Genomic DNA, 19,981 nt, shown 5'->3' with positions numbered 1-19,981 from the left:
CGCAGGCGGGGGCCCATGGACCGTGTGCCATTCAGGCTCAGCATGGGTTCCCGCCTGCGCGGGAACGACGGGGATGCATTGCTGGCAGCATCAACACCCCCAATCGGATAGCTCCATGCCTACCTTGTCTTTGTCGCGCCGCCTTAACTGGCCGCGCGGGATGGTTGTCGCCCTGACGTGCCTGGCCATCTTCGTTCCGCTGTTCCTGATTTTCTACCAGAGCTTCCTGTCGGCGCCGTTCTTCATGCCCGACAAGGAGCTGGGCCTGGACGCGTACCGCTTCATTTTCGACGACCCTGACTTCCGGGTCGCGTTCCGCAACGGGATGATCCTCGCGGCCGGCCTGGCCGCGATCGCGGTGCCGCTGGGCGGCATGCTCGCCTTCCTGATGATCCGCACCGACCTGCCGGGCCGCAGCTGGATCGCGCCGCTGCTGCTGGTGCCGATCTTCGTGTCGCCGATGGTGATGGGCTTTGGCTACGTGGTCGCGATGGGGCCGGTCGGCTTCTATTCGACCTGGGCCAAGCAGATTCTCGGCTTCATCCCCTGGAACATCTACTCGTTCACCAGCATCGTGGTGATCGCGGGCCTGACCCACGTGCCGCACGTGTACCTGTACGCGTCCTCCGCGCTCAAGAGCCTGGGCTCGGACGTGGAGGAAGCGGCGCGCGTGACCGGCGCCTCGCCGTGGCAGGTGATGTTCAACGTGTCGCTGCCGATGATCATGCCGGCGCTGGCCTACGCGGGCGTGCTGGTGTTCTTCCTCGGCTTCGAGGTGTTCGGCCTGGTGCTGGTGCTGGGCGACCCGGAAGGGCACCTGGTGCTGGCTACCTACCTGTACAAGCTCACCAACAAGCTGGGCACCCCGTCGTACCACCTAATGGCAGCCGTCGCGGTGTGCCTGGTGATGGTGACGATGCCGCTCGTGATGCTGCAGCGCTGGCTGCTCAAGTCGGCCAACAAGTACGTTGCCATCAAGGGCAAGGGCGCGCGCCAGAAGCCGCTGCCGCTGGGCCGTTGGAAGTGGGTGGCGTTCGCGCTGCTGGGCGCGTGGCTGCTGTTCACGATCGTGGTGCCGATTTCCGGCATCGTGCTGCGCAGCTTTGTACAGTACTGGGGCGAAGGCGTGAAGCTCGCCGACGTGCTCACGCTGCAGCACTTCCGCGACATCATGGAGCAGCCTTCGCTCATGCGCGGCATCCTGAACACGGTGCTGATCGGCGTGGTGGGCGGCGGCCTGGCGGTGGCCTGCTACAGCGCGATTGCGCTGGCCATGCACCGCAAGCAGGACGGCATCACGCGCCTGTTGGACTACAGCGTACTGGTGCCGCGCGCGGTGCCGGGTCTCTTGGCCGGCCTGTCGTTCCTGTGGGTGTTCCTGTTCGTGCCGAGCTGGCTGGATGGCCTGCTCAAGGGGATGGACAACGGCGCGGCCCTGTGGCTGTCCGAGCACCTGGTCCCGGCGCTGCGCGAACTGCGCTCGACCATCTTCGCGCTGTGGCTGGCGTATTCGGTGGTGTGGCTGGCCTACGGCATGCGCATGGTCTCGACCGCGCTGCTGCAGGTGGGGCCGGAGCTGGAAGAGGCCGCGCGCGCGGTCGGCGCCAGCCGGGGCCGCGTTACCCGCGACATCACGCTCCCGCTCATCAAGTACGGCATGCTGGGCGGCTGGCTGATGGTGTTCCTGATCTTCGAACGCGAATACTCGACCGGCGTGTACCTGCTCTCGCCCGGCACCGAAGTGATTGGCGCAATGCTGGTGTCGCTGTGGGCCGGCGGCTCGACCGACCTGGTGGCCGCGCTCTCGTTCATCAACATCACCCTGGTGGCCATCGGCCTTGGCATCGCGCTGCGCTTCGGCGTCAAGCTGCACGACTAATTCCTCTACGAGACAACACATGAACGTTTTATCCGTCAACGACCTGCACCTCGACTACGGCAGCGGCGCTTCCGCCAACCAGATCCTCAAAGGCGTGTCGATGCACCTGCAACGCGGCGAAGTGGTAGCGCTGCTCGGTCCCTCGGGCAGCGGCAAGACCACTCTGCTGCGCGCGGTGGCGGGCCTGGAGAGCCCGCGCGCCGGCACCATCGACATCGGCGAGCGCCGCGTGTTCGATGGCGACCGAAAGCTGGAACTGCCGGCCGAGGAGCGCAACCTGGGCCTGGTGTTCCAGTCGTACGCGCTGTGGCCGCACAAGACCGTGTTCGACAACGTGGCCTATGGCCTGAAGCTGCGCAAGGTGCCGGCGCGCGAGATCGAGCCGAAGGTGAACCTGGTGCTGGCCCAGCTGGGCCTGGGGCACCTGGGCGCGCGCTTCCCGCACCAGCTGTCGGGCGGCCAGCAGCAGCGCGTGGCGATCGCCCGGGCGCTGGTGTACAACCCGCCGGTGATCCTGCTCGACGAGCCGCTGTCGAACCTGGACGCCAAGCTGCGCGAAGAGGCGCGCGCCTTCCTGCGCGAGCTGATCGTGCGGCTCGGCCTGTCGGCGCTGATGGTCACGCACGACCAGGCCGAGGCGATGGCGATCTCGGACCGTATCCTGCTGCTCAACAACGGCAAGATCGAGCAGCAGGGCACGCCGCAGCAGATGTACGAGACGCCGGACACGCTGTTCACCGCCGAGTTCATGGGCAGTAACAACCGGCTGCCGGGCACGGTGGTGCAGCGCGACGGCAACCGCGTGCGCCTGCTGGTGGAAGGCGCGGAGCTGAATGCCACCGCGCGCGGCGCAAACACCACGAGCGACGTCACCGCGCTGGTGCGGCTGGAGGAAGTGCGCATCAGCGCCACGCCGGCCGACAACGCGCTGCAGATGGAGCTGACCACCTGCATGTACCTGGGCGACCGCTGGGAGTGCCTGTTCGGGCGCGGCGACGCCAAGCTGCGCGCCTATTCGCCGCGCCGGCTCGATGCCGGCAGCTACTGGCTGCAGATGCCGGCCGAGAAGCTCTGGGCTTTCTGACGCGCCCGATGCTGCGTTCGTTCTGCCTGGCGCTGCTGGTCGCGGTGCCGGCGGCGCTGGCCTGCGTGTGGCTGGACACGCCGCTGCCGTGGCTGATCGGGCCGCTGTTCTCGACCGCTAGCGCCTGCATGCTGGGCGCGCCGCTGGCAGCACCGGTGCAGGTGCGCCAGGCCGGGCAGTGGGCGATCGGCACCGCGCTCGGCCTGTACTTCAGCGCGCCGGTGCTGGCGGTTCTGGCGCGCTACGCGCCGTGGATCGCGCTTGCGGTGCTGTTCGCGCTCGCGCTCGGGGTGGCGGGCGCCTGGCTGCTGCGGCGCGTTGCCGGTACCGACCCGGCGACGGCGTTCTTTGCGATGGCCGTCGGCGGCGCCTCCGAGATGGCGGTGCAGGGCGAGCGCCACGGCGCGCTGGTCGAGCGGGTGGCCGCCGCGCACAGCCTGCGCATCATGATGGTGGTCGGGACCATCCCGTTCATCGTGCGCGCGCTGCACGCCAGCGCAAGCCTGCCAGCGTTCGTGCCGGCCGCCAGCGAAGTGCATTACCCGGGCCTGGCCGTGCTGGCGCTGGCCACCGCCGCCGCCGGGGCGATGCTGCTCAAGCGGCGCGACCTGCCCAACGCCTGGGTCATCGGCCCGCTGGCGGTGGCGCTGGCGCTCACGGCCGCCGGCATCCACCTGTCGCGCCTGCCCGAGTGGGCGATCCGCAGCGGGCAGCTGTTCATCGGCGTTTCGCTCGGCACGCGCTTCACGCCCGCCTTCGTCCACACCGCACCGCGCTTTCTGGCCAGCGTGGCCGCGTGCACGCTGGTGGCGCTGCTGCTGGCTGCCGGCTTTGCCCTGGGGCTGGCGCAGCTGGCCGGCCTGCACTGGGGCACCGCGGTACTGGCGACCTCGCCCGGCGGGATCGCCGAGATGGCGCTCACGGCGCGGGTGCTCAAACTTGGCGTGCCGGTGGTGACGGCATTTCACGTCTCGCGCATGGTCGTAGTGGTGCTGGCCGTGGGACCCGTGTACCGGTTGTTTGCGCGGCGGTCCTGAGCCGCCTTAAACTTGGCGCCGCATTCGATGCAGATCACATAAGGCGCGCAGTTTGGCCGAAGTCCAGCTCCTTGCAAAACACCCAGTTTGGGTATCGCGCGTCGCGACCCGCCGTATTAGTATCGGCTACGCAAAAATAACGCTGAGAAACATTGTTGTTTGCCCCCGCCGAGTGCTGTAGATTACGGCCCATCCACTTTTCGCGAGCCGACGCATGAGCAAACCGAACCAGTTCACCCTGTTGAAGCAGCGGCGTTTCGCCCCGTTTTTCTGGACTCAGTTCCTCGGGGCGTTCAACGACAACCTGTTCAAGACCGCGCTGATCGTGATCCTGACCTACGACGCGGCCAGCTGGACCACCTTGCCCCCTTCGCTGCTGAACAACCTGATCCCGGGCCTGTTCATCCTGCCGTTCGTGCTGCTGTCGGGCACCTCCGGCCAGATCGCGGACAAGGTGGAGAAGGGCAAGCTGGCGCGCTCGGTCAAGTTTCTTGAGCTGGGCATCATGCTGGTCGCGGGACTGGGCTGGATGAGCCACAACCTGTGGCTGCTGGTGGCGGCCGTGGTCGGCATGGGCGTGCACTCGACGCTGTTCGGGCCGGTGAAGTACGCCTACCTGCCGCAGCACCTGAAGCAGGATGAGCTGGTCGGCGGCAATGGTGTGATCGAGATGGGTACCTTCGTCGGCATCCTGATCGGCGAGATCATGGGCGCGGTGCTGGTGGCGCAGCCGCATGGTATTGTCATGGTGGCGGCCGGCACGGTGCTGACTGCGGTGCTGGGGCTGGTTGCGTCGTGGGGCATCCCACGCTCGCCGGCGCCGGAGCCGCAACTGAAGGTGAACGCGAACTTCCTCGCGGAGAGCTGGCGCAACCTGGCGTTCTCGAGCAAGAACCGCACGGTGTTCCTGTCGATGCTCGGCAACTCGTGGTTCTGGTTCTACGGCGCGCTGGTGCTGTCGCAGTTTCCGGTGTACGCCAAGGACTACCTGCACGGCGACCACAGCGTGTTCGTGCTGCTGCTGACCGTGTTCTCGCTGGGCGTGGGGACCGGCTCGCTGCTGTGCGAAAAGCTGTCCGGCCGCAAGGTCGAGATCGGCCTGGTGCCGTTCGGCTCCATCGGCCTGTCGGTGTTCGGCATCGACCTGTATTTCGCCAGCCAGCACTACACCAACACGCAGGCGGTGGACATGCTGGGCCTGCTGGCGCAGCCGGGCGTGGTGCGCATCCTGGCCGACCTGCTGCTGCTGGGTATGTTTGGCGGCTTCTTCATCGTGCCGCTGTTTGCGCTGATCCAGTCGCGCTGCGACCCCAAGCACATGGCGCGCACCATCGCCGGGACCAATATTTTGAATGCACTGTTCATGGTGGCGGCGGCGGGCGTGGCCATCCTGTTGCTCGGCCATGGCTTCACGATTCCCGAAATGTTCCTGGTCACGGCCCTGCTCAACGCGGTGGTGGCGGCGTACATTTTCTCGCTGGTGCCCGAGTTCCTGCTGCGCTTTTTGGCGTGGATGCTGATCCACACGATTCACCGCGTGAAGACGGTGGACGCCGAGCGCATCCCCGAAGAAGGGCCGGCAGTGCTGGTGTGTAACCATGTGAGCTACGTGGACGCGGTCGTGATCGTGGCGGCCAGCCCGCGCCCGATCCGCTTCGTGATGGACCACCGCATCTTTGCCACGCCGGTGCTGGGCTGGATCTTCCGCACCGCCAAGGCGATTCCGATCGCGCCCGCGAAGGAAGACCCGTGGCTGATGGAAAAGGCGTTCGTGGATGTGGCCAAGGCGCTGCACGAAGGCGAGCTGGTCTGCATTTTTCCGGAAGGCAAACTGACCTCGACCGGCGAAATGAACGAATTCAAGGGCGGCATCGCCAAGATCGTCGGGCGCAGCAAGGTGCCGGTGATCCCGATGGCGCTGCGCGGGTTGTGGGGCAGCCTGTTCACGCGCGACCGCGGCAACGTGTTCGAGCGCTCGTTCGCGCGCGGCCCGCGTTCGCGGCTGGCGCTGGCGGTGGGCCAGCCGGTGCCGCCGGACGAAGCCACGCCGGAAAACCTGTACCAGCAGGTGCTGGACCTGCGCGGCGACTGGAAATAGTCCGGCCGCGCTGCCGCCCCTTTGATTTGCCTCAAGCACGCAGCCGACGCCTGACCGACAGTGGGGTCAGGCGCCGGCGTGCGTCGAGGGGTGAATCATGTACAAACGCATCCTGCTGCCGACCGACGGGTCGGCGCTGTCCCGCGAGGCGGTGCGGGGCGGCGTGCAGTTCGCCAAAGACTGCGGGGCGGAAGTGGTCGGTATCCATGTGGTGTCGCTGGCCGCGGGCGCGCAGCTGGACACCTGGGTCGCGCACGCGCCCCACCTGGCGCAGCGCCGCCAAGCCCTGTTCGACAAGCTGGCCGACGAATACCTGGCAGACATCACCACCACCGCCACCGGCGGCCACGTCGCCTCCACCGTCATCAAGGTCCATGCGCCCGAGCCGTGGCAGGCGATCGTGCACGCGGCCGACGACCTGGGCTGCGACCTGATCTACCTGGCCTCGCACGGCTGGAAGGGCGACCGCGCGCGCATGCTGGGCAGTGAAACGCTCAAGGTGCTGCAGGCAAGCAAAGTGGCGGTGCTGGTGCACAAGCCGGTGGCGGGGGCAGCGTGAGCGAGGACAAGGAAACCCAGAACCCGATGCGGCCGGCCCTGTGGTATTGGCTGCTGGGCCTGGTGATCTTCGTGCTGTTCCAGAGCGTGGCGGGGCTGATGTCCACGGCGCCGATTGCGTACAGCGACTTCAAGCAGTTGCTGTCCGCCGGCAAGGTCAACGAGGTGCAGATTTCGGACACCACCATCACCGGCTCGCTCAAGCCGGGCGGGCTCGATGCCATCCTGCCCAAGGACAAGGCCGAGACGCTCAAGTGCTCGCCCGATGGCGGCTGCCCGTTCAGTACGGTGCGCGTAACCGACCCCGACCTGGTGTCGGACCTGGAGGCGCAGAAGGTGCGCTATGTGGGCCAGGTCAAGAGCGAGTGGCTGGGCACGCTGCTGGCGTGGGTGTTCCCGGTGCTGCTGCTGTTCTGGCTGTGGGGCAGCGTGGCGAAACGCGGCGGCATGATGGCGGGCGGCCTGTTTGACATTGGCAAAAGCAAGGCGCGCGTGTACGTGCAGAGCAAGACCGGCGTCACGTTCAACGACGTGGCCGGCATCGACGAGGCCAAGGAAGAGCTGATCGAGATCGTCGAATTCCTCAAGAACCCGCAGCGCTACCGCCGGCTGGGCGGCAAGATTCCCAAGGGTGTGCTGATCGTTGGCGCGCCCGGCACCGGCAAGACCCTGCTGGCCAAGGCGCTGGCGGGCGAGGCCGGGGTGCCGTTCTTTTCGATCAGCGGCTCGGAGTTTGTCGAGATGTTCGTGGGCGTGGGCGCGGCGCGCGTGCGCGACATGTTCACGCAGGCGGAAAAGAGCGCGCCGTGCATCATCTTCATCGACGAGCTCGACGCGCTGGGCCGCGCGCGGGGCGTGGGCGGCACGGTGAGCGGCTACAACGAGCAGGAGCAGACGCTGAACCAGCTGCTGGTGGAGATGGATGGCTTCGACACCAACAAGGGCGTGATCATCCTGGCCGCGACCAACCGGCCCGAGATCCTGGACCCGGCGCTGCTGCGGCCCGGCCGCTTCGACCGCCACATCACGCTGGACCGTCCGGACCTGAAGGGGCGCCAGAAGATCCTGGCCGTGCATACCCGCAGCGTGACGGTGGCGCACGACGTGGACCTGGAAGAGATCGCGGCGCGCACCGCGGGGCTGGCCGGGGCCGACCTGGCCAACCTGGTCAACGAGGCGGCGCTGCTGGCGGCGCGGCGCGGCAAGCAGGCGGTGGACATGCACGACTTCGACGAGGCCGCCGACCGCGTGATCGCCGGGCTGGAGAAGAAGAGCCGCGTGATGAACCCGATGGAGAAGGAGACCGTGGCCTACCACGAGGCGGGCCACGCGCTGACCGCGGAGTACCGGCGCAATGCGGACCGGGTCGCGAAGATTTCGATTATTCCGCGCGGGGTTGCCGCGCTCGGCTACACGCAGCAATTGCCCACCGAAGACCGCTACCTGCTGAAGAAGAGCGAGCTGCTGGACCGGCTCGACGTGTTCCTGGGCGGCAGGGTGGCGGAGGAAATTGTGTTTGGCGACATGTCGACCGGCGCGCAGAACGACTTGCAGATGGCAACCGACATGGCGCGCCACATGGTCACGCAATATGGCATGAGCCAGCGGCTGGGGATGGCCACCTTCGAGCAGCCGAACCCATCGCCCTTGTACCCGGGGGCGCTGGGCGAACGGCTGCCGTACAGCGAGCGCACCGCCCAGGGCATCGACCAGGAGATCGCCACCTTGCTGTCCGAAGCGCACGAGCGGGTGCGCCAGACCTTGCTGGAAAAGCGCGAGTTGCTGGACGTGCTGGCGCACACGCTGCTGGAACATGAAACGGTGGACCGGGCGGTGCTCGACCGCCTGATCAGCGAGCACAGCGTGGAGGCCCCGGTGCGGCGGGTGCGCAGCTCGGGAGGCTGACGCAGGCTCTTGCGTTCACTGGTTCGAGAAGTGGCACACGTAATGGACAGGCTCGCTCACCTCGATCTCGAAGCTGGACTGGCCGGGCACGCGGAACTGCTGGCCGCCCTCGTAGGTCTTCCATTCGCCGTCCGGCCCGATGCGCGCACGGCACTTGCCCTGGACGATTTCCATGACTTCGGGGGTGTCGGTGCCGAAGGTCAGGGTGCCTGGCATGATCACGCCGAGGGTCTTCCTGGTCTGGTCGGGAAAGACCAGGTTGTGCGAGATGCACTTGCCGTCGAAGTAGATGTTGGCTTTTTTGGTGACGGACACGTGGTCGAATTGCGAGTTGCCCATTCCAATCTCCTGATCAAGGCGCATCCCGGCGGGAGCTTTCCCGGTTTGACCAGTTCCGGGAGGGGAGGTGCGCGCGTGAGGAGGAGCCATGCATATCCACAATGCCGATATCGCCTCGGTGTTCAGTGAAATCGCCGACCTGCTTGAGCTGGAAGAGGGCAATCCGTTCCGGATCCGCGCCTACCGCAACGCGGCGCGCACGGTGGAAACGCTGGCGCCCAGCGTCGAGGACCTGCTTCAAGAGGGGCGCGACCTGTCGGAATTGCCCGGCATCGGCGCCGATTTGGCAGGCAAGATTGCCGAGATCGTGCACGGCGGCGGCACCTGTGCGCTGCGTGAACAGCTGCGCCATGAGCTGCCGGAAGGGATCGGCACGCTGCTGCGCATCCCGGGACTGGGACCGAAACGGGTCAAGCTGCTGTACCAGGAGCGCGGCATTCATACTCCCGAACAACTGCTGCGCGCGTGCGAGGACGGGCAATTGCGCACGATCCATGGGTTGGGAGAAAAGGCGGAGCAGCGCATCCTGGAAGCGGTGCAATCGCGCATGTCCAAGACCACGCGCTATTCGATTGCGCTGGCGGTGCAGCTGATCGAACCGCTGGTGCGCTACCTGAAGCAGCACCCGGCCGTGGTGCGCGTCGAGGCGGCGGGCAGCCTGCGGCGCATGAAGGAGACGGTGGGGGATGTGGACATTGTCGTGGCGTCGCGCCGCATGGAGGAGGTGACCGCGCATTTCGTCCGGTACGAGGGTGTGGGGCGGGTGATTTCGCATGGACCCACGCGCGCGAGCATCGAGCTTGCGCAAGGGATGCAGGTGGACCTGCGCGCGGTGGAGCCGGAGAGTTTCGGCGCGGCGTTGCATTATTTCACGGGATCGAAGGCGCACAACATCGAGATCCGCACGCTGGCCCTGAAGCGCGACCTGAAGATCAACGAATATGGCGTGTTTGCGGGCGAGGCGCGTATTGCCGGGGATACCGAGGAGTCGGTGTTTGCGTCAGTGGGCCTGCCGTTCATTGCGCCGGAGCTGCGTGAAAACCGCGGCGAGATCGAGGCTGCGCGCGACGGCAAGCTGCCGCATCTGGTGCAGCTGTCGGACCTGAAGGGGGATCTGCACTCGCACACGCGGGCCAGCGACGGGCGCAACAGCCTGCGCGAGATGGCGCTGGAAGCGCAGCGGCGCGGCATGGCTTACCTGGGCATCACGGACCACGCGCGCCACGGCGGCTGGTCGGTGGACGCGGACGCGCTGGCCAGGCAGGCCGACGAAATCGACCGGCTCAACGAGGAGCTGGAAGGGATCACGCTGCTCAAGGGCGTGGAGGTGGACATCCTCGAGGACGGCGCGCTCGACTTGCCGGACGCAGCGCTGGCGCGGCTCGATTATGCGATTGCGTCGCTGCATACGGCGTTCGAACTGAGCCGTGAGAAGCAGACGGCGCGCGTGTTGCGGGCGATGGATCATTCGAGTGTTTGCGTGCTAGGGCACCCGACGGCGCGCTTGCTGACCGGGCGCGCGGCGGTGGAGCTGGACGTGGAGCGGGTGATCCGTCACGCCCGCGAGTGCGGCTGCGCGCTGGAGCTCGATTCGCAGCCGGAGCGGCTGGACCTGAACGACAGCTATTGCATGATGGCGCGTGACCAGGGCGTGCTGGTGGCGATCGACTCGGACGCGCACAGCGTGCTGGACTTCGACAATCTGCGCTATGGCATCGGGCAGGGTAGGCGCGGGTGGCTGGAGAAGCGCAATGTGCTCAACACGCGGACGCTGGGGCAGCTGAGGGAAGTGTTCGACAAGCACAGGACGGCGGTCCACTGAGGATTGCCGGGCCGATAAGCTGGATGAGAAACGAAAAGGCCAGCACGAGGCTGGCCTAAGTCGTTGATTCTATTGGTCGGGGCGAGAGGATGTAGCTGCGGCTGTTTTGAGGAGTCCTTTGGAGCGGGAAGCGACTTTTCCCAATTCTTCGGTCACTCCCTATTCAAGTCTCACGCATACTCCGCTTAGCACCACTGCTACCCCATGCATTTTCTAAAATCGTCCGGTTTCTTCCCGGCAATACTTACATTCGTTAGCCCCTATTGTTCAGGTACAATAGTCGGAGCCCGACGGAAGCCCGTTGTCTGAAAGTCCGATGATGCGCAGATTTGAAATCCTAAAACAGTTAGACGAAGACACAAGAAATAAGGTCAGAGCAATTCTCGGCGATCCTGAGGGCAATGCGATAGCCCGTCTCACCAAACTGAGAGGAAAACTGCCAAAGGGTAAGGCGGAAGTCCTGGACGCTTTGCTGAACAGTCATTTTCTTGGCAAGGCTGTCAAAAAGTCCGCTCCGTTTCCGAAAAACCCGCCTTTCGCCGATACGCTCCAAATTCGAAACAATGTCAGCCTGCCGGAAATTCTGGAGGTGATCGACAGGAGCGCCACAGCCCACTACCAGAGGCTGACTGAAGTGGGTGAGGCTCTTCACCAGATAGATGCATATTATGCGGAAAACAATCTCACGGCATGTCGTGATCGTATAATTGAGGCAATCAATACAAATGGCTGGAGTCACGCCGTACTACGACGTGCGGTTTTAATTCGAGAAAGATTGCCTCAGGATGCTGAAGATGAACTTATTGAAGAGATCGTTCAGAAGGCAAACCTTAAGGCGGCCGCAGTCATATCGCTAGTGCACACATACGCTCGGGATCAAAGTTACCTCACGATCAAACGCTCGGTCTTAAATCTCCCTGACCGCGGCGCAATAAACCGCTATAGCCGGACGCTATCTCGATTATCTGTTCAACCCTTCGCAAAAGACGGGGAAGACCTGGCTGTTTACTTATCTGAAGTTGAGAAGTGTTCTTTGATCGACGCCGTAATATTGGCTAAATTCAATTCGCATCTCTTCGCTATCGATGATTACCCGACCATTTCTCAAGTCGCGGGACGCTTAGGACGACTGGATCTGTTTCCTCGTTTGCTAGCAACTTACGACGCCGAAGCATCTGAAAGCGAGTACAACTTTTATAAGCAGAGCAGCACCTGGTTAGAGTATGAGCCGATCCGGCAGTATCGAATTCTGCTCGATAATTACTATGATTCATCAAGAGAAGATGTGGGTGATTTGCCTGGGGCGCTAGCTTCGCAGTTGCGTAATTGGGTAGGTGACACCCAATTGCACAACGTTGTCGGAAAACAGCAATTCACTAAACATCAATTCCGTGAGCTTGCCGCGCTTGAGCTTTCTGGTACAGCGACTCGTTCGGCGATCTTCAATTACTGGCTTCACCAATCCGAGGGGCAAATTGGGTTTGAAAAAGACGATTTGCTTACGTTAATGGGAGTTACCCGCGATTTGGCGCGGACGGTTCCCATCAAAGCCACACGAACTGCGGCCAAGTTAGCGACCGATAAATTGGTAAGGCTAATTTTGCTGCTGCTGTTGGGTAAACGCAGCAAGAATGAGCTGGACAGTTTCCACTTGCGCAAATTACTTGAAGAGACTGCCCTGGGTTTTCACGGCGGCTCATTGGTGGCCTTAGTAAAATCTTACGAAAACACCCATCCGTATGTCGCTGAATATATTTACGATATCGCGACCGAGGATTTTATCGCAAAGTTAACTAGATTGGCCCCGCATCGGGCTGATATTCCAGAGATTCGGGCCTCGTTGCACGAATGGATGGCCGGCTTCACGAACGATGAGTATTATCTGCAGCGGGCCCGTACCGTCCGAATTGATCATCAACTGAACCGCGTGCGTAATGAAATAGATGATCATCGAATATATGTGGATCCTTCAAGGTTCTCATCCTGGATTGAAGATGAGATGATGCTTGAGCTAAACGGTGCTTTGACTGCAAGCGGGTCCGGTAAAAAAGGCGTGTCGGTGAGTTGCGATGAGGCCGTGCTCTTGCTTGTCATGTCGCAGTGCTATAACGCGTTTTGTTCTAACTCAGTCTTTGGTATTGCCTCCTATATTGGTCGGCGTATCCGGCATGGGACTTTTCATGGCCATTTATATTCGAGCGTAATTAATTCGATAGAAAAAAATAGCAAGTTCTCTCCGCTATTTCGGCTGCCGCAGTTTTCGGCGAAGTGGAAGATTTGGAAAGACGGCTATAATCGCGCAATAGAGGAGATCATCCGCGAGCGCTTGCACGTGCATTCTAAATCGAAGCCGTTGGGTTTGCTGCTGCCGGAAGTGTATGGCCCAGCCAAGCAAGAAATCCTGGCAGCTGCGGTAAAGAGCATAAGCAACAACTTCATAGATACCAAATCCGTCAGTGGGATCGATCAGATCATAACGGATTACTGCTGGCGGCTTGCTGAACTCGATCTCGCGGCTATTGCGAAATACCTTCGGGCACAGCAGTCGGCAATCAAGAATTTGCAGTACATTGAAGATGAGGTCCTCGCGACCGTGCCGCAACAAGAACATAAGTTCGCTGATGCGTTTTACCGTGAACTGGAATTGCATATCGACCGTAAACTTGCAAGTATGTTCGGTTGGTTCAAACGGCCGTCGATTGTTGCGCCCAAAGCCTCGGTTGCCCTCTTGTTTGCCGCGACTGTCGCTGAAGTGAAGGATACAATACCTGACTTTAATCCTCGAGCTGATGACAGTAGGGGGGGGGAAATCGAGCTAGTAGGTAACGTCTACCATTTGGTCTACGATTCCTTAGCCGTCGTGGTCGCGAACGCAGCGAAGCACGGGGATCGAACCCGGCCTCTACGCACGCACTTTGAGGTTATCACAGGCAAACCAAAGAAGTTGATACTGGAAATCTCCTCGGCCATACCACCGGAGAGGAGCCCGGAAGACGTAGCTGCCGACATCGAACGGCGAAAAATGGCAGATTTCCAGGACGCCAATCTTTATCAAGGTAAGAGTGGAATTTCAAAGTTGTTACTGCTTGCCCACACGCGGGACGATTTTTGGTTAGAGCAGTATTCCGTCGTAGGTGATGAGGTAAAGGTCAGGCTAGCATATGCTCTCGAACATTGATGAAGTGTGGTGTCTCATCGTCGAGGACGATCCATTTAAAATGGAGGGTATCCGTTCTCATCTCGCCTCCATTTTTGGTGGGCGTCTTCAAGCGGTAGGATGTCAAGCGTTGGCGACGGCTGCAACCGCGTTAAGCTCACAACGTTTTGATTTAGCTATCCTTGATATGTCGATACATAGCCATGAGCCTGAGGCGGGCGCTGGCTCACCCTTCCCACTCTCGTCCGGTGGGCTAGACGTGTTATTTGAGATTACTTACCTAGGCGTCGATACCATTTGCATCATTCTCACGCAATACCCCGACATCGAAATTGAAGGTATGCCTATTCCTGTCGAGATGGCTCAACAGGAGATATTTGATAAGTTCGGCATAAACGTTGCGGGCTGTGTTAGGTATGTGGAAGACGATGAGAGATGGAAAGCCGAAGTGGCTTCTATTCTGGAGAAACTATGAAAATACTCATACTCGAGGATGAAGAGGACAAGTTCGAAGTCATCCGTGACTACATCGGGCAGGTCATCTCTGATGATTTCGAGTTGCGCCGAGTGAAGAACTGGTTAGATTACTCGCGAGCGATAGCGAGCGATAAATTCGATCTGATTCTGCTTGACCTCCTTGTCCCACGGTCACCTAAGGACGAGACTGTTGAGGATCATCTTGAGTCCTTAGTGTCTACAACGAGGGATTATGAGAGTCAGTCGTTCTTGACTCCGGCGATTGTTCTCACGCGGGCAAACTTGGATGCTGGCGACTTCGTGTACGATCTCAATAAAGTCGATATCAACGTAATTCCGTTCAATGACCACGACGACTGGAAGGAGGCACTCAAGGTCAAGATTCTCGCTGCTCAGCCACGAAAGAAGTTTGATTTCGCTATCGTCTGCGCCTTGGATAAGGAGATGGCCGCTTTCGAACATCTTGTCGACAGATGGGGGCCACTGAAGAGAATATCTGGATTGGTTTGCCGCGAAGTTCGGATAGGGAGCTCTAAAGGTGTCATCGTCAGGGCTCATCGAATGGGGCTTGTCGCTGCGGCTGTTGTGGCAACGATGGCCCTCGAAAGGTTTGAGCCGCGGTTAATCTGCATGAGTGGTATCTGCGGTGGTGTCCCTGGCGAAGTTAAGATCTATGATCTGCTCGTATCTCAAATTTGCCATCAGCATGACGCAGGAAAATGGAGTAGCTCGGGATTTAAATCTGAACACTATGATGTTCAATTGGATGTCGACGTTCACGACAAGCTCATCGAACTGTGCGCGGAAGACGACATGGGTACTTACCTAACGAACGATTTAGATCCAGCAAGATCTGAATTCCCGGAAGGTGTGGAAAGAATTCATTGCACAATTTATCCTGAAGCAGTCACTAGCAGTGGTAGTGCAGTGATCGCGGAAGAGGGAAAGACTGCGATCTTAGCGACGGGCCAACGTAAATTGGCCGGATTCGAAATGGAAATTTATTCAGTTTATGAGGCGGCTCGACATGCGTTACATAAGCCTGCATTTTTCGCTGCCAAATGCGTGGTTGATGATGGTGGAGTGAACAAAGGTGATCGATTCCATCGCATAGGGTGCCTCATTTCAGCGAAATTCATCGTTAAAGCAATCAGTGCCGGGATCGCGGATTTGCGACTCCCGCAGAGAAACCCCTGAATGAAGGATCACGCAGCTGATTGTCGTGCCCTGCAGTGTCGGGTGGGCTCGATAACACCGGCTCCAGGGGCTGGTAGGATGGAGCTTGCTTTCTCGACTCGGTTCGCACGGCAACAATCATGGGAACGCGACGGTGTTCTGCGCGGCTTCGTGTTCACCGTTACGCTTTTGCTCGAGTGATCCGAACAAACATAAGTTATCGGACCGCCATTTATGCAGCATTGGACTAGGAGGGGCGGTCGATAGGAGACATATCCGGTCTGGAAAAGACATACGAGCGAGCAGCGTCAGCGATTGTCGCGGGTTGGGGCGCAGCAAGATTTACCAAGCAATCAAGGCGGGCGCCTTCCCCGCGCCAGTCAAACTTCTCGGCCGTTCCTCAGTTTCGGTACCAACCGAAAATGATGCTTGGGTTAAGAGCGTAGGTCAGGCACGGGATGGGAAGCGCTGGGACCTAACTACCAGTTGAGCGGACAGCGCTGACAAAAACCGTCTATACGTCGTGTAAACGGACCGTAAGAAAAAAGCCGGGAGGCCCCGGCTTTTCTAACTACTTGATTTCATTGGTCGGGGCGAGAGGATTCGAACCTCCGACCACCTGCACCCCATGCAGGTACGCTACCAGGCTGCGCTACGCCCCGACGACTGGGCAGCAATTATACCAGAGACGGAGCGTTTCTTGGGTTTTTGTCATAAGGGTGCGCTTGGCGTGGCTAAGGAGCGATCGCGTTGCGTCCGCTGGTCGGTCGGGGCTAGGGCTCAAGCAGGCTACAGACCGCTTCGACAACCTGCGCCGGGGCGATTTTCGACAGGCACTCGTTGTGGCCCTGCGGGCAGACACTCTTCATGCAGAAGCGGCACGGCACGTCGTGGTAGAGCAGGCGGTTGCGCACCTGCCAGGGCGTGTGCTGGGGGTTGGTCATTGCGTACAGGTCCACCAGCGGGGTGCCGACGGCTGCGGCAATGTGGGCAGGGCCGGTGTTGTTGCAGACAACCACGGTGGCAAGCTTGAGCGCGGCGCCCAGTTCACCGAGGCTGAGCAGCCCGGCCAGCGAGTGCACCGCCACGCCGCACTGTTCACGGATCTCGTCCACCAGCGGCTGCTCGTGGGGGCCGCCGGTGAGCACCATCGGCAGCTTGATGCGCTCGTCGAGTTCACGGATTGCTTGTGCCCATTGCTCGGGTGGGTATCGGCGGGACGCGGCGCTGGCGCCGGGATGCAGCAGGATCCAGCGCTGTTCGGGGCCAACGCCGAGCCGGTCCAGGTGCGCGCGCACGGTGTCCAGGTCCGGTTCGCGTACCGTGAACGACATGCGCGTGGAGCTGGGCTTGCAGCGCACGTGGGCCACCAGATCGAGCTGGCGCCGCACTTCGTGGCGGATCACCTTGTCCGGTTCGGGGTCCGGCAGCCAGTGGGTCAGCAGCTGGTAGGGGTTTTCGTGGCAGTAGGCCAGCCGCAAGGGGATGCGCGCGAGGTAGCACAGCAGGGCCGCGGGCAGCGGGCTCTGGCTGTACGAGTTGAAGATGACCGCCGCGTCGAAGCGCTGCTCTGCGAGCGCGGCTGCGAAGTCCAGGTCCGCTTGCGGATCGTGCGCCTGGCTGGTTTTCATCCACGGCGCTTCGTAAGTGATCACGCCTTCCAGTTCCGGGACGAACGGCGCCGCCGGCGCCGCGGTGGGGGAGGTCAACAGGGTAATGGCGCGGCTGCGCCGCCGCTCGCGCAAGGCGCGTATCGCCGGCGTGCACATGAGTACGTCGCCCAGCGAGTCCAGGCGGACGCACAAGATGCGGCGCGCGTTGTCCCAGTCTGCGCTCATCGGGGTCCGCTGTGGCTGGCAATCAGCACGGCGGCGGTGTACAGGTCGGGCGCCATGCGGGTGGGGATGCGGCCGGGGCCGAGCCGCCACTCGGTTTCGTTGCCGTTGTCGATGAGCAGCGTGCGGCAGCCGGCGCGGTTGCCGGCCTCGATGTCGTGCAGGATGTCGCCGACCATCCACGATGACGCCAGGTCGATATCGTGCTCCTTCGCGGCCTTGAGCAGCATGCCGGGCATCGGCTTGCGGCAGCTGCACAAGACGGCGTACCCCGGCACCTTGCCATCGGGATGGTGCGGGCAGAAGTAAAAGCCGTCGAGCGACAGGTTTTCGCGAAACAGCAGGTCGGTGAGGCGGTCGCGCACGCGCTCCATGGCCACCTCTTCGAAATGGCCGTGGGCGATCCCGTCCTGGTTGCTGACGACATAAAACCGGTAATCGAGCCGCGACAGCAGCCGCAGCGCCGGACCGGCGCCGTGGGCCAGCATGATCTGGCGCGGCTCGACGTTGTAGGGGACGTTCTCGACCAGGGTGCCGTCCTTGTCGAGGAAGATCGCTTTTATGGCCATGAGGTTTCCTGCATTGGCAACACGGTCAGCTCCGCCACCACAGTCGACGGCGGCAGCAACAGCACCGAGCGGATCGCGGCGGCGACGTTGGCCGGGTCCTGCAACACGGCGGGGTCGAGGTCGGGGAAGCGGTCGAGCAAAAAGGGCGTCCGCATGCCGCCGGCGATGACGGCCGTGACGCGGATGTTGTGGGGGCGCAGCTCGGCATGCAGCGCGTGCGACAGGCCAAGCAAGCCCCATTTGCTGGCGTGGTAGGCCGCCGCGTTTGGCCAGGCGCGCTTGGCGGCGGTGGAGGCGACGTTGACGATGTGGCCGCCACCGGCACCGCGCATGTGGGCTGCGGCATGCTTGGACAGCAGGAAGGGGCCGTTGAGGTTGGTGCCGATCACGCGCAGCCAGTCCTGCTCGCCCAGCTCGTCGATGGGCACGGAGATGTCGGTACCGGCGTTGTTGACGAGCACATCGAGCCGCCCCATGGTATCGAGCGTTTCGTCAATCGCGCGCCGCACCGCAACGGGCTCGGACACGTCGAATGCGATCGGGTGGACCCGCGTACCGCGTTGCCTGACCCGCGCGCAGGTTTCTTCCAGCTTGTGCGCGGCGATGTCGGTGGCGACGATGTCGGCGCCCGCTTCGGCGAGCAAGGTGGCCAGCGCCAGGCCCAGGCCGCTGCCGGCACCGGTGATGAGGACGGTCTGGCCCTGCAGGGAAGGCTGCTGCTGTTGCATTTGCATCGATGTCATGCGCGCTCCTGTGGTTGGGGTTGGCTGGCGCGGTGTTCCTGCACGACGGCCGCATAGACCGCCGCCGCCTGCTGGGCGACGATGCGCCAGGTGTAGTGCTGGTAGGCGCGGCGCAGGCCGGCTTCGCCCATGTCGCACGCCAGTTCGGGGTGTTGCTGCAGGGCCGCCAGCCGGTCGGCCACCGCTTGCGGGTCGCGCGAGGGAATCAGGAAGCCGGTCACGCCATCGACCACCGTGCTCTTGATGCCGCCCACTTCGGACCCGATGACCGGCCGCGCGCACGCCATCGCCTCGACCGGGGTGATGCCGAACGGCTCGTACCAGGGGGTGGTGACGAACGCATTGGCGGCGCCGTAGTAGTAACGCAGCTCGCCGCGCGGCTTCTGGCCGGTGAAGCGCACGTAGTCGCCAATGCCGAGTTGGGCGGCAAGGGCGCGCAGGCGCGCCATTTCCAGGCTGTCGCTGCCGTGCGGGCGATCGATGTCGCCGCCCACGACGAGCAGTTCGGCATCCACCCCGTAGCGCGCGCGCAGCATGGCCACGCCCTGGATCACGGTGTCCACGCCCTTGCGCGGCACCATGCGGCCGAGCTGCAGGACGATGAATTTGTCTTGCGGCAGGCCAAGGCGCTCGCGCGCGTCCTGCAGCGGCACCGGCCACAGCTCTTCGGGGTCGAAGCCGCAAGGGGCGACCGTGATGCGCGATGGCGACGCGCCGTACAGGAGCTCCATGTCCAGCCGGTCTTGCGCGCATTCGGCGATGATGCGGTCGGCGTGGCGCATCAGCATGCTCTCGATGCGCACGCGCGCCGGCGGGAACGCGTCGGCCGCCCCTTGTGCGAGGCGGCGCACCTGGCCCAGCGCGTGGAAGGTGATGACGAACGGGATGCCCAGCACCTGCTTGAGGTGGTGCGCGACCATGCCGGACATGAAGAAGTTGGCGTGGACAATGTCGTAGAGTGCGCCCTGGCGGCGCGCGAAGCGGGTGACGAAGCGCGAAAACGTCTGGATGTAGGGCAGCATCTGCTCCTTGGGCACGTAATGCGCCGGCCCGGCGGGCACGTGCACCACGCGCACGTTCTCGCGCAGCTGCACCAGCTGCTTTTGCGCGATCGCATCGCGCCGGGTGAAGATGTCCACCAGGTAGCCTGCCAGCGCCAGTTCGCGCGCGAGGTGGGCCACATACACGTTCTGGCCCCCGCAGTCGATGCTGCCGGGCGAGGCCAGCGGCGAGGCGTGGTCGCTGACCAGGGCGATGCGGCGCAGCTCCGCGCCGCGTACGCCACCGACGGCATGCGCTTCG

The 19,981-nt window shown here is 62.6% G+C and carries 16 protein-coding genes and 1 tRNA gene; 11 read left to right on the top strand and 6 right to left on the bottom strand.

What is annotated here, in order from left to right:
* The first annotated feature begins 115 nt into the window (after positions 1–115).
* The 6 genes from NX774_RS04580 (at position 116) to ftsH (ending at position 8,561) form a co-directional block, all read left to right on the top strand.
* Positions 116–1,879: an ABC transporter permease gene (locus NX774_RS04580; protein ID WP_258820969.1), complete on the top strand. Its 1,764-nt coding sequence runs from the start codon at positions 116–118 to the stop codon at positions 1,877–1,879.
* A 19-nt stretch (positions 1,880–1,898) separates the two neighbouring features.
* Positions 1,899–2,963 (top strand): ABC transporter ATP-binding protein, encoded by a 1,065-nt coding sequence (locus NX774_RS04575; RefSeq protein WP_258820968.1) that lies wholly within the window; start codon positions 1,899–1,901, stop codon positions 2,961–2,963.
* A gap of 8 nt (positions 2,964–2,971) precedes the next feature.
* On the top strand, positions 2,972–4,000 hold the full coding sequence (locus NX774_RS04570; protein ID WP_258820967.1) for an AbrB family transcriptional regulator: 1,029 nt from the start codon (positions 2,972–2,974) through the stop codon (positions 3,998–4,000).
* 214 nt (positions 4,001–4,214) lie between these two features.
* Positions 4,215–6,098, top strand: coding sequence for an MFS transporter (locus NX774_RS04565; RefSeq protein WP_258820966.1), 1,884 nt, complete (start codon positions 4,215–4,217; stop codon positions 6,096–6,098).
* Positions 6,099–6,195: 97 nt separating this feature from the next.
* Positions 6,196–6,657, top strand: a complete 462-nt coding sequence (locus NX774_RS04560) for a universal stress protein (protein ID WP_258820965.1) — start codon at positions 6,196–6,198, stop codon at positions 6,655–6,657.
* Positions 6,658–6,683: 26 nt separating this feature from the next.
* Positions 6,684–8,561 carry an ATP-dependent zinc metalloprotease FtsH gene (gene ftsH / locus NX774_RS04555; RefSeq protein WP_258821441.1) on the top strand — a complete coding sequence of 626 codons (1,878 nt, stop codon included), beginning with the start codon at positions 6,684–6,686 and terminating at the stop codon, positions 8,559–8,561.
* A 15-nt stretch (positions 8,562–8,576) separates the two neighbouring features.
* Here the strand turns inward: ftsH and ppnP are convergent, their stop codons facing one another.
* On the bottom strand, positions 8,577–8,900 hold the full coding sequence (gene ppnP, locus NX774_RS04550; RefSeq protein WP_258820964.1) for a pyrimidine/purine nucleoside phosphorylase: 324 nt from the start codon (positions 8,898–8,900) through the stop codon (positions 8,577–8,579).
* A gap of 88 nt (positions 8,901–8,988) precedes the next feature.
* Here ppnP and polX point away from each other — a divergent pair, with 88 nt between their 5' ends.
* The 5 genes from polX to NX774_RS04525 all read left to right on the top strand — a co-directional run bounded on the left by polX (position 8,989) and on the right by NX774_RS04525 (position 16,022).
* On the top strand, positions 8,989–10,722 hold the full coding sequence (gene polX / locus NX774_RS04545) for a DNA polymerase/3'-5' exonuclease PolX (RefSeq protein ID WP_258820963.1): 1,734 nt from the start codon (positions 8,989–8,991) through the stop codon (positions 10,720–10,722).
* 316 nt (positions 10,723–11,038) lie between these two features.
* Positions 11,039–13,900: a hypothetical protein gene (locus tag NX774_RS04540; RefSeq protein WP_258820962.1), complete on the top strand. Its 2,862-nt coding sequence runs from the start codon at positions 11,039–11,041 to the stop codon at positions 13,898–13,900.
* Complete coding sequence (locus NX774_RS04535) at positions 13,884–14,354, top strand: hypothetical protein (RefSeq protein ID WP_258820961.1); 471 nt, start codon at positions 13,884–13,886, stop codon at positions 14,352–14,354. Before NX774_RS04540 ends, NX774_RS04535 begins: the two co-directional genes overlap by 17 nt.
* Positions 14,351–15,553 carry a phosphorylase family protein gene (locus NX774_RS04530; RefSeq protein WP_258820960.1) on the top strand — a complete coding sequence of 401 codons (1,203 nt, stop codon included), beginning with the start codon at positions 14,351–14,353 and terminating at the stop codon, positions 15,551–15,553. Before NX774_RS04535 ends, NX774_RS04530 begins: the two co-directional genes overlap by 4 nt.
* Before the next feature lie 133 nt (positions 15,554–15,686).
* Complete coding sequence (locus tag NX774_RS04525) at positions 15,687–16,022, top strand: helix-turn-helix transcriptional regulator (RefSeq protein WP_258821440.1); 336 nt, start codon at positions 15,687–15,689, stop codon at positions 16,020–16,022.
* A 95-nt stretch (positions 16,023–16,117) separates the two neighbouring features.
* On the opposite strand, the gene NX774_RS04520 is transcribed toward NX774_RS04525, so the two are convergent.
* The 5 genes from NX774_RS04520 to NX774_RS04500 form a co-directional block, all read right to left on the bottom strand.
* Positions 16,118–16,194, bottom strand: a tRNA-Pro gene (locus NX774_RS04520).
* Positions 16,195–16,305: 111 nt separating this feature from the next.
* A complete protein-coding gene (waaF, locus tag NX774_RS04515) occupies positions 16,306–17,370 on the bottom strand; it encodes a lipopolysaccharide heptosyltransferase II (RefSeq protein ID WP_258820959.1) in 1,065 nt (354 codons plus the stop codon).
* Positions 17,367–17,936 carry a D-glycero-alpha-D-manno-heptose-1,7-bisphosphate 7-phosphatase gene (locus NX774_RS04510; RefSeq protein ID WP_258820958.1) on the bottom strand — a complete coding sequence of 190 codons (570 nt, stop codon included), beginning with the start codon at positions 17,934–17,936 and terminating at the stop codon, positions 17,367–17,369. Before NX774_RS04510 ends, waaF begins: the two co-directional genes overlap by 4 nt.
* Positions 17,927–18,679, bottom strand: a complete 753-nt coding sequence (locus tag NX774_RS04505) for an SDR family oxidoreductase (RefSeq protein ID WP_258820957.1) — start codon at positions 18,677–18,679, stop codon at positions 17,927–17,929. Before NX774_RS04505 ends, NX774_RS04510 begins: the two co-directional genes overlap by 10 nt.
* Positions 18,676–19,944, bottom strand: coding sequence for a glycosyltransferase (locus NX774_RS04500; protein ID WP_441294959.1), 1,269 nt, complete (start codon positions 19,942–19,944; stop codon positions 18,676–18,678). Before NX774_RS04500 ends, NX774_RS04505 begins: the two co-directional genes overlap by 4 nt.
* Positions 19,945–19,981: the final 37 nt, after the last annotated feature.

Origin of the sequence: Massilia agilis (assembly GCF_024756255.1) — a bacterium.
GTDB lineage: Bacteria > Pseudomonadota > Gammaproteobacteria > Burkholderiales > Burkholderiaceae_D > Telluria > Telluria agilis.
The sequence above is the reverse complement of the archived record's forward strand: the minus strand, read 5'-3'. Positions and strand labels throughout refer to the sequence as shown.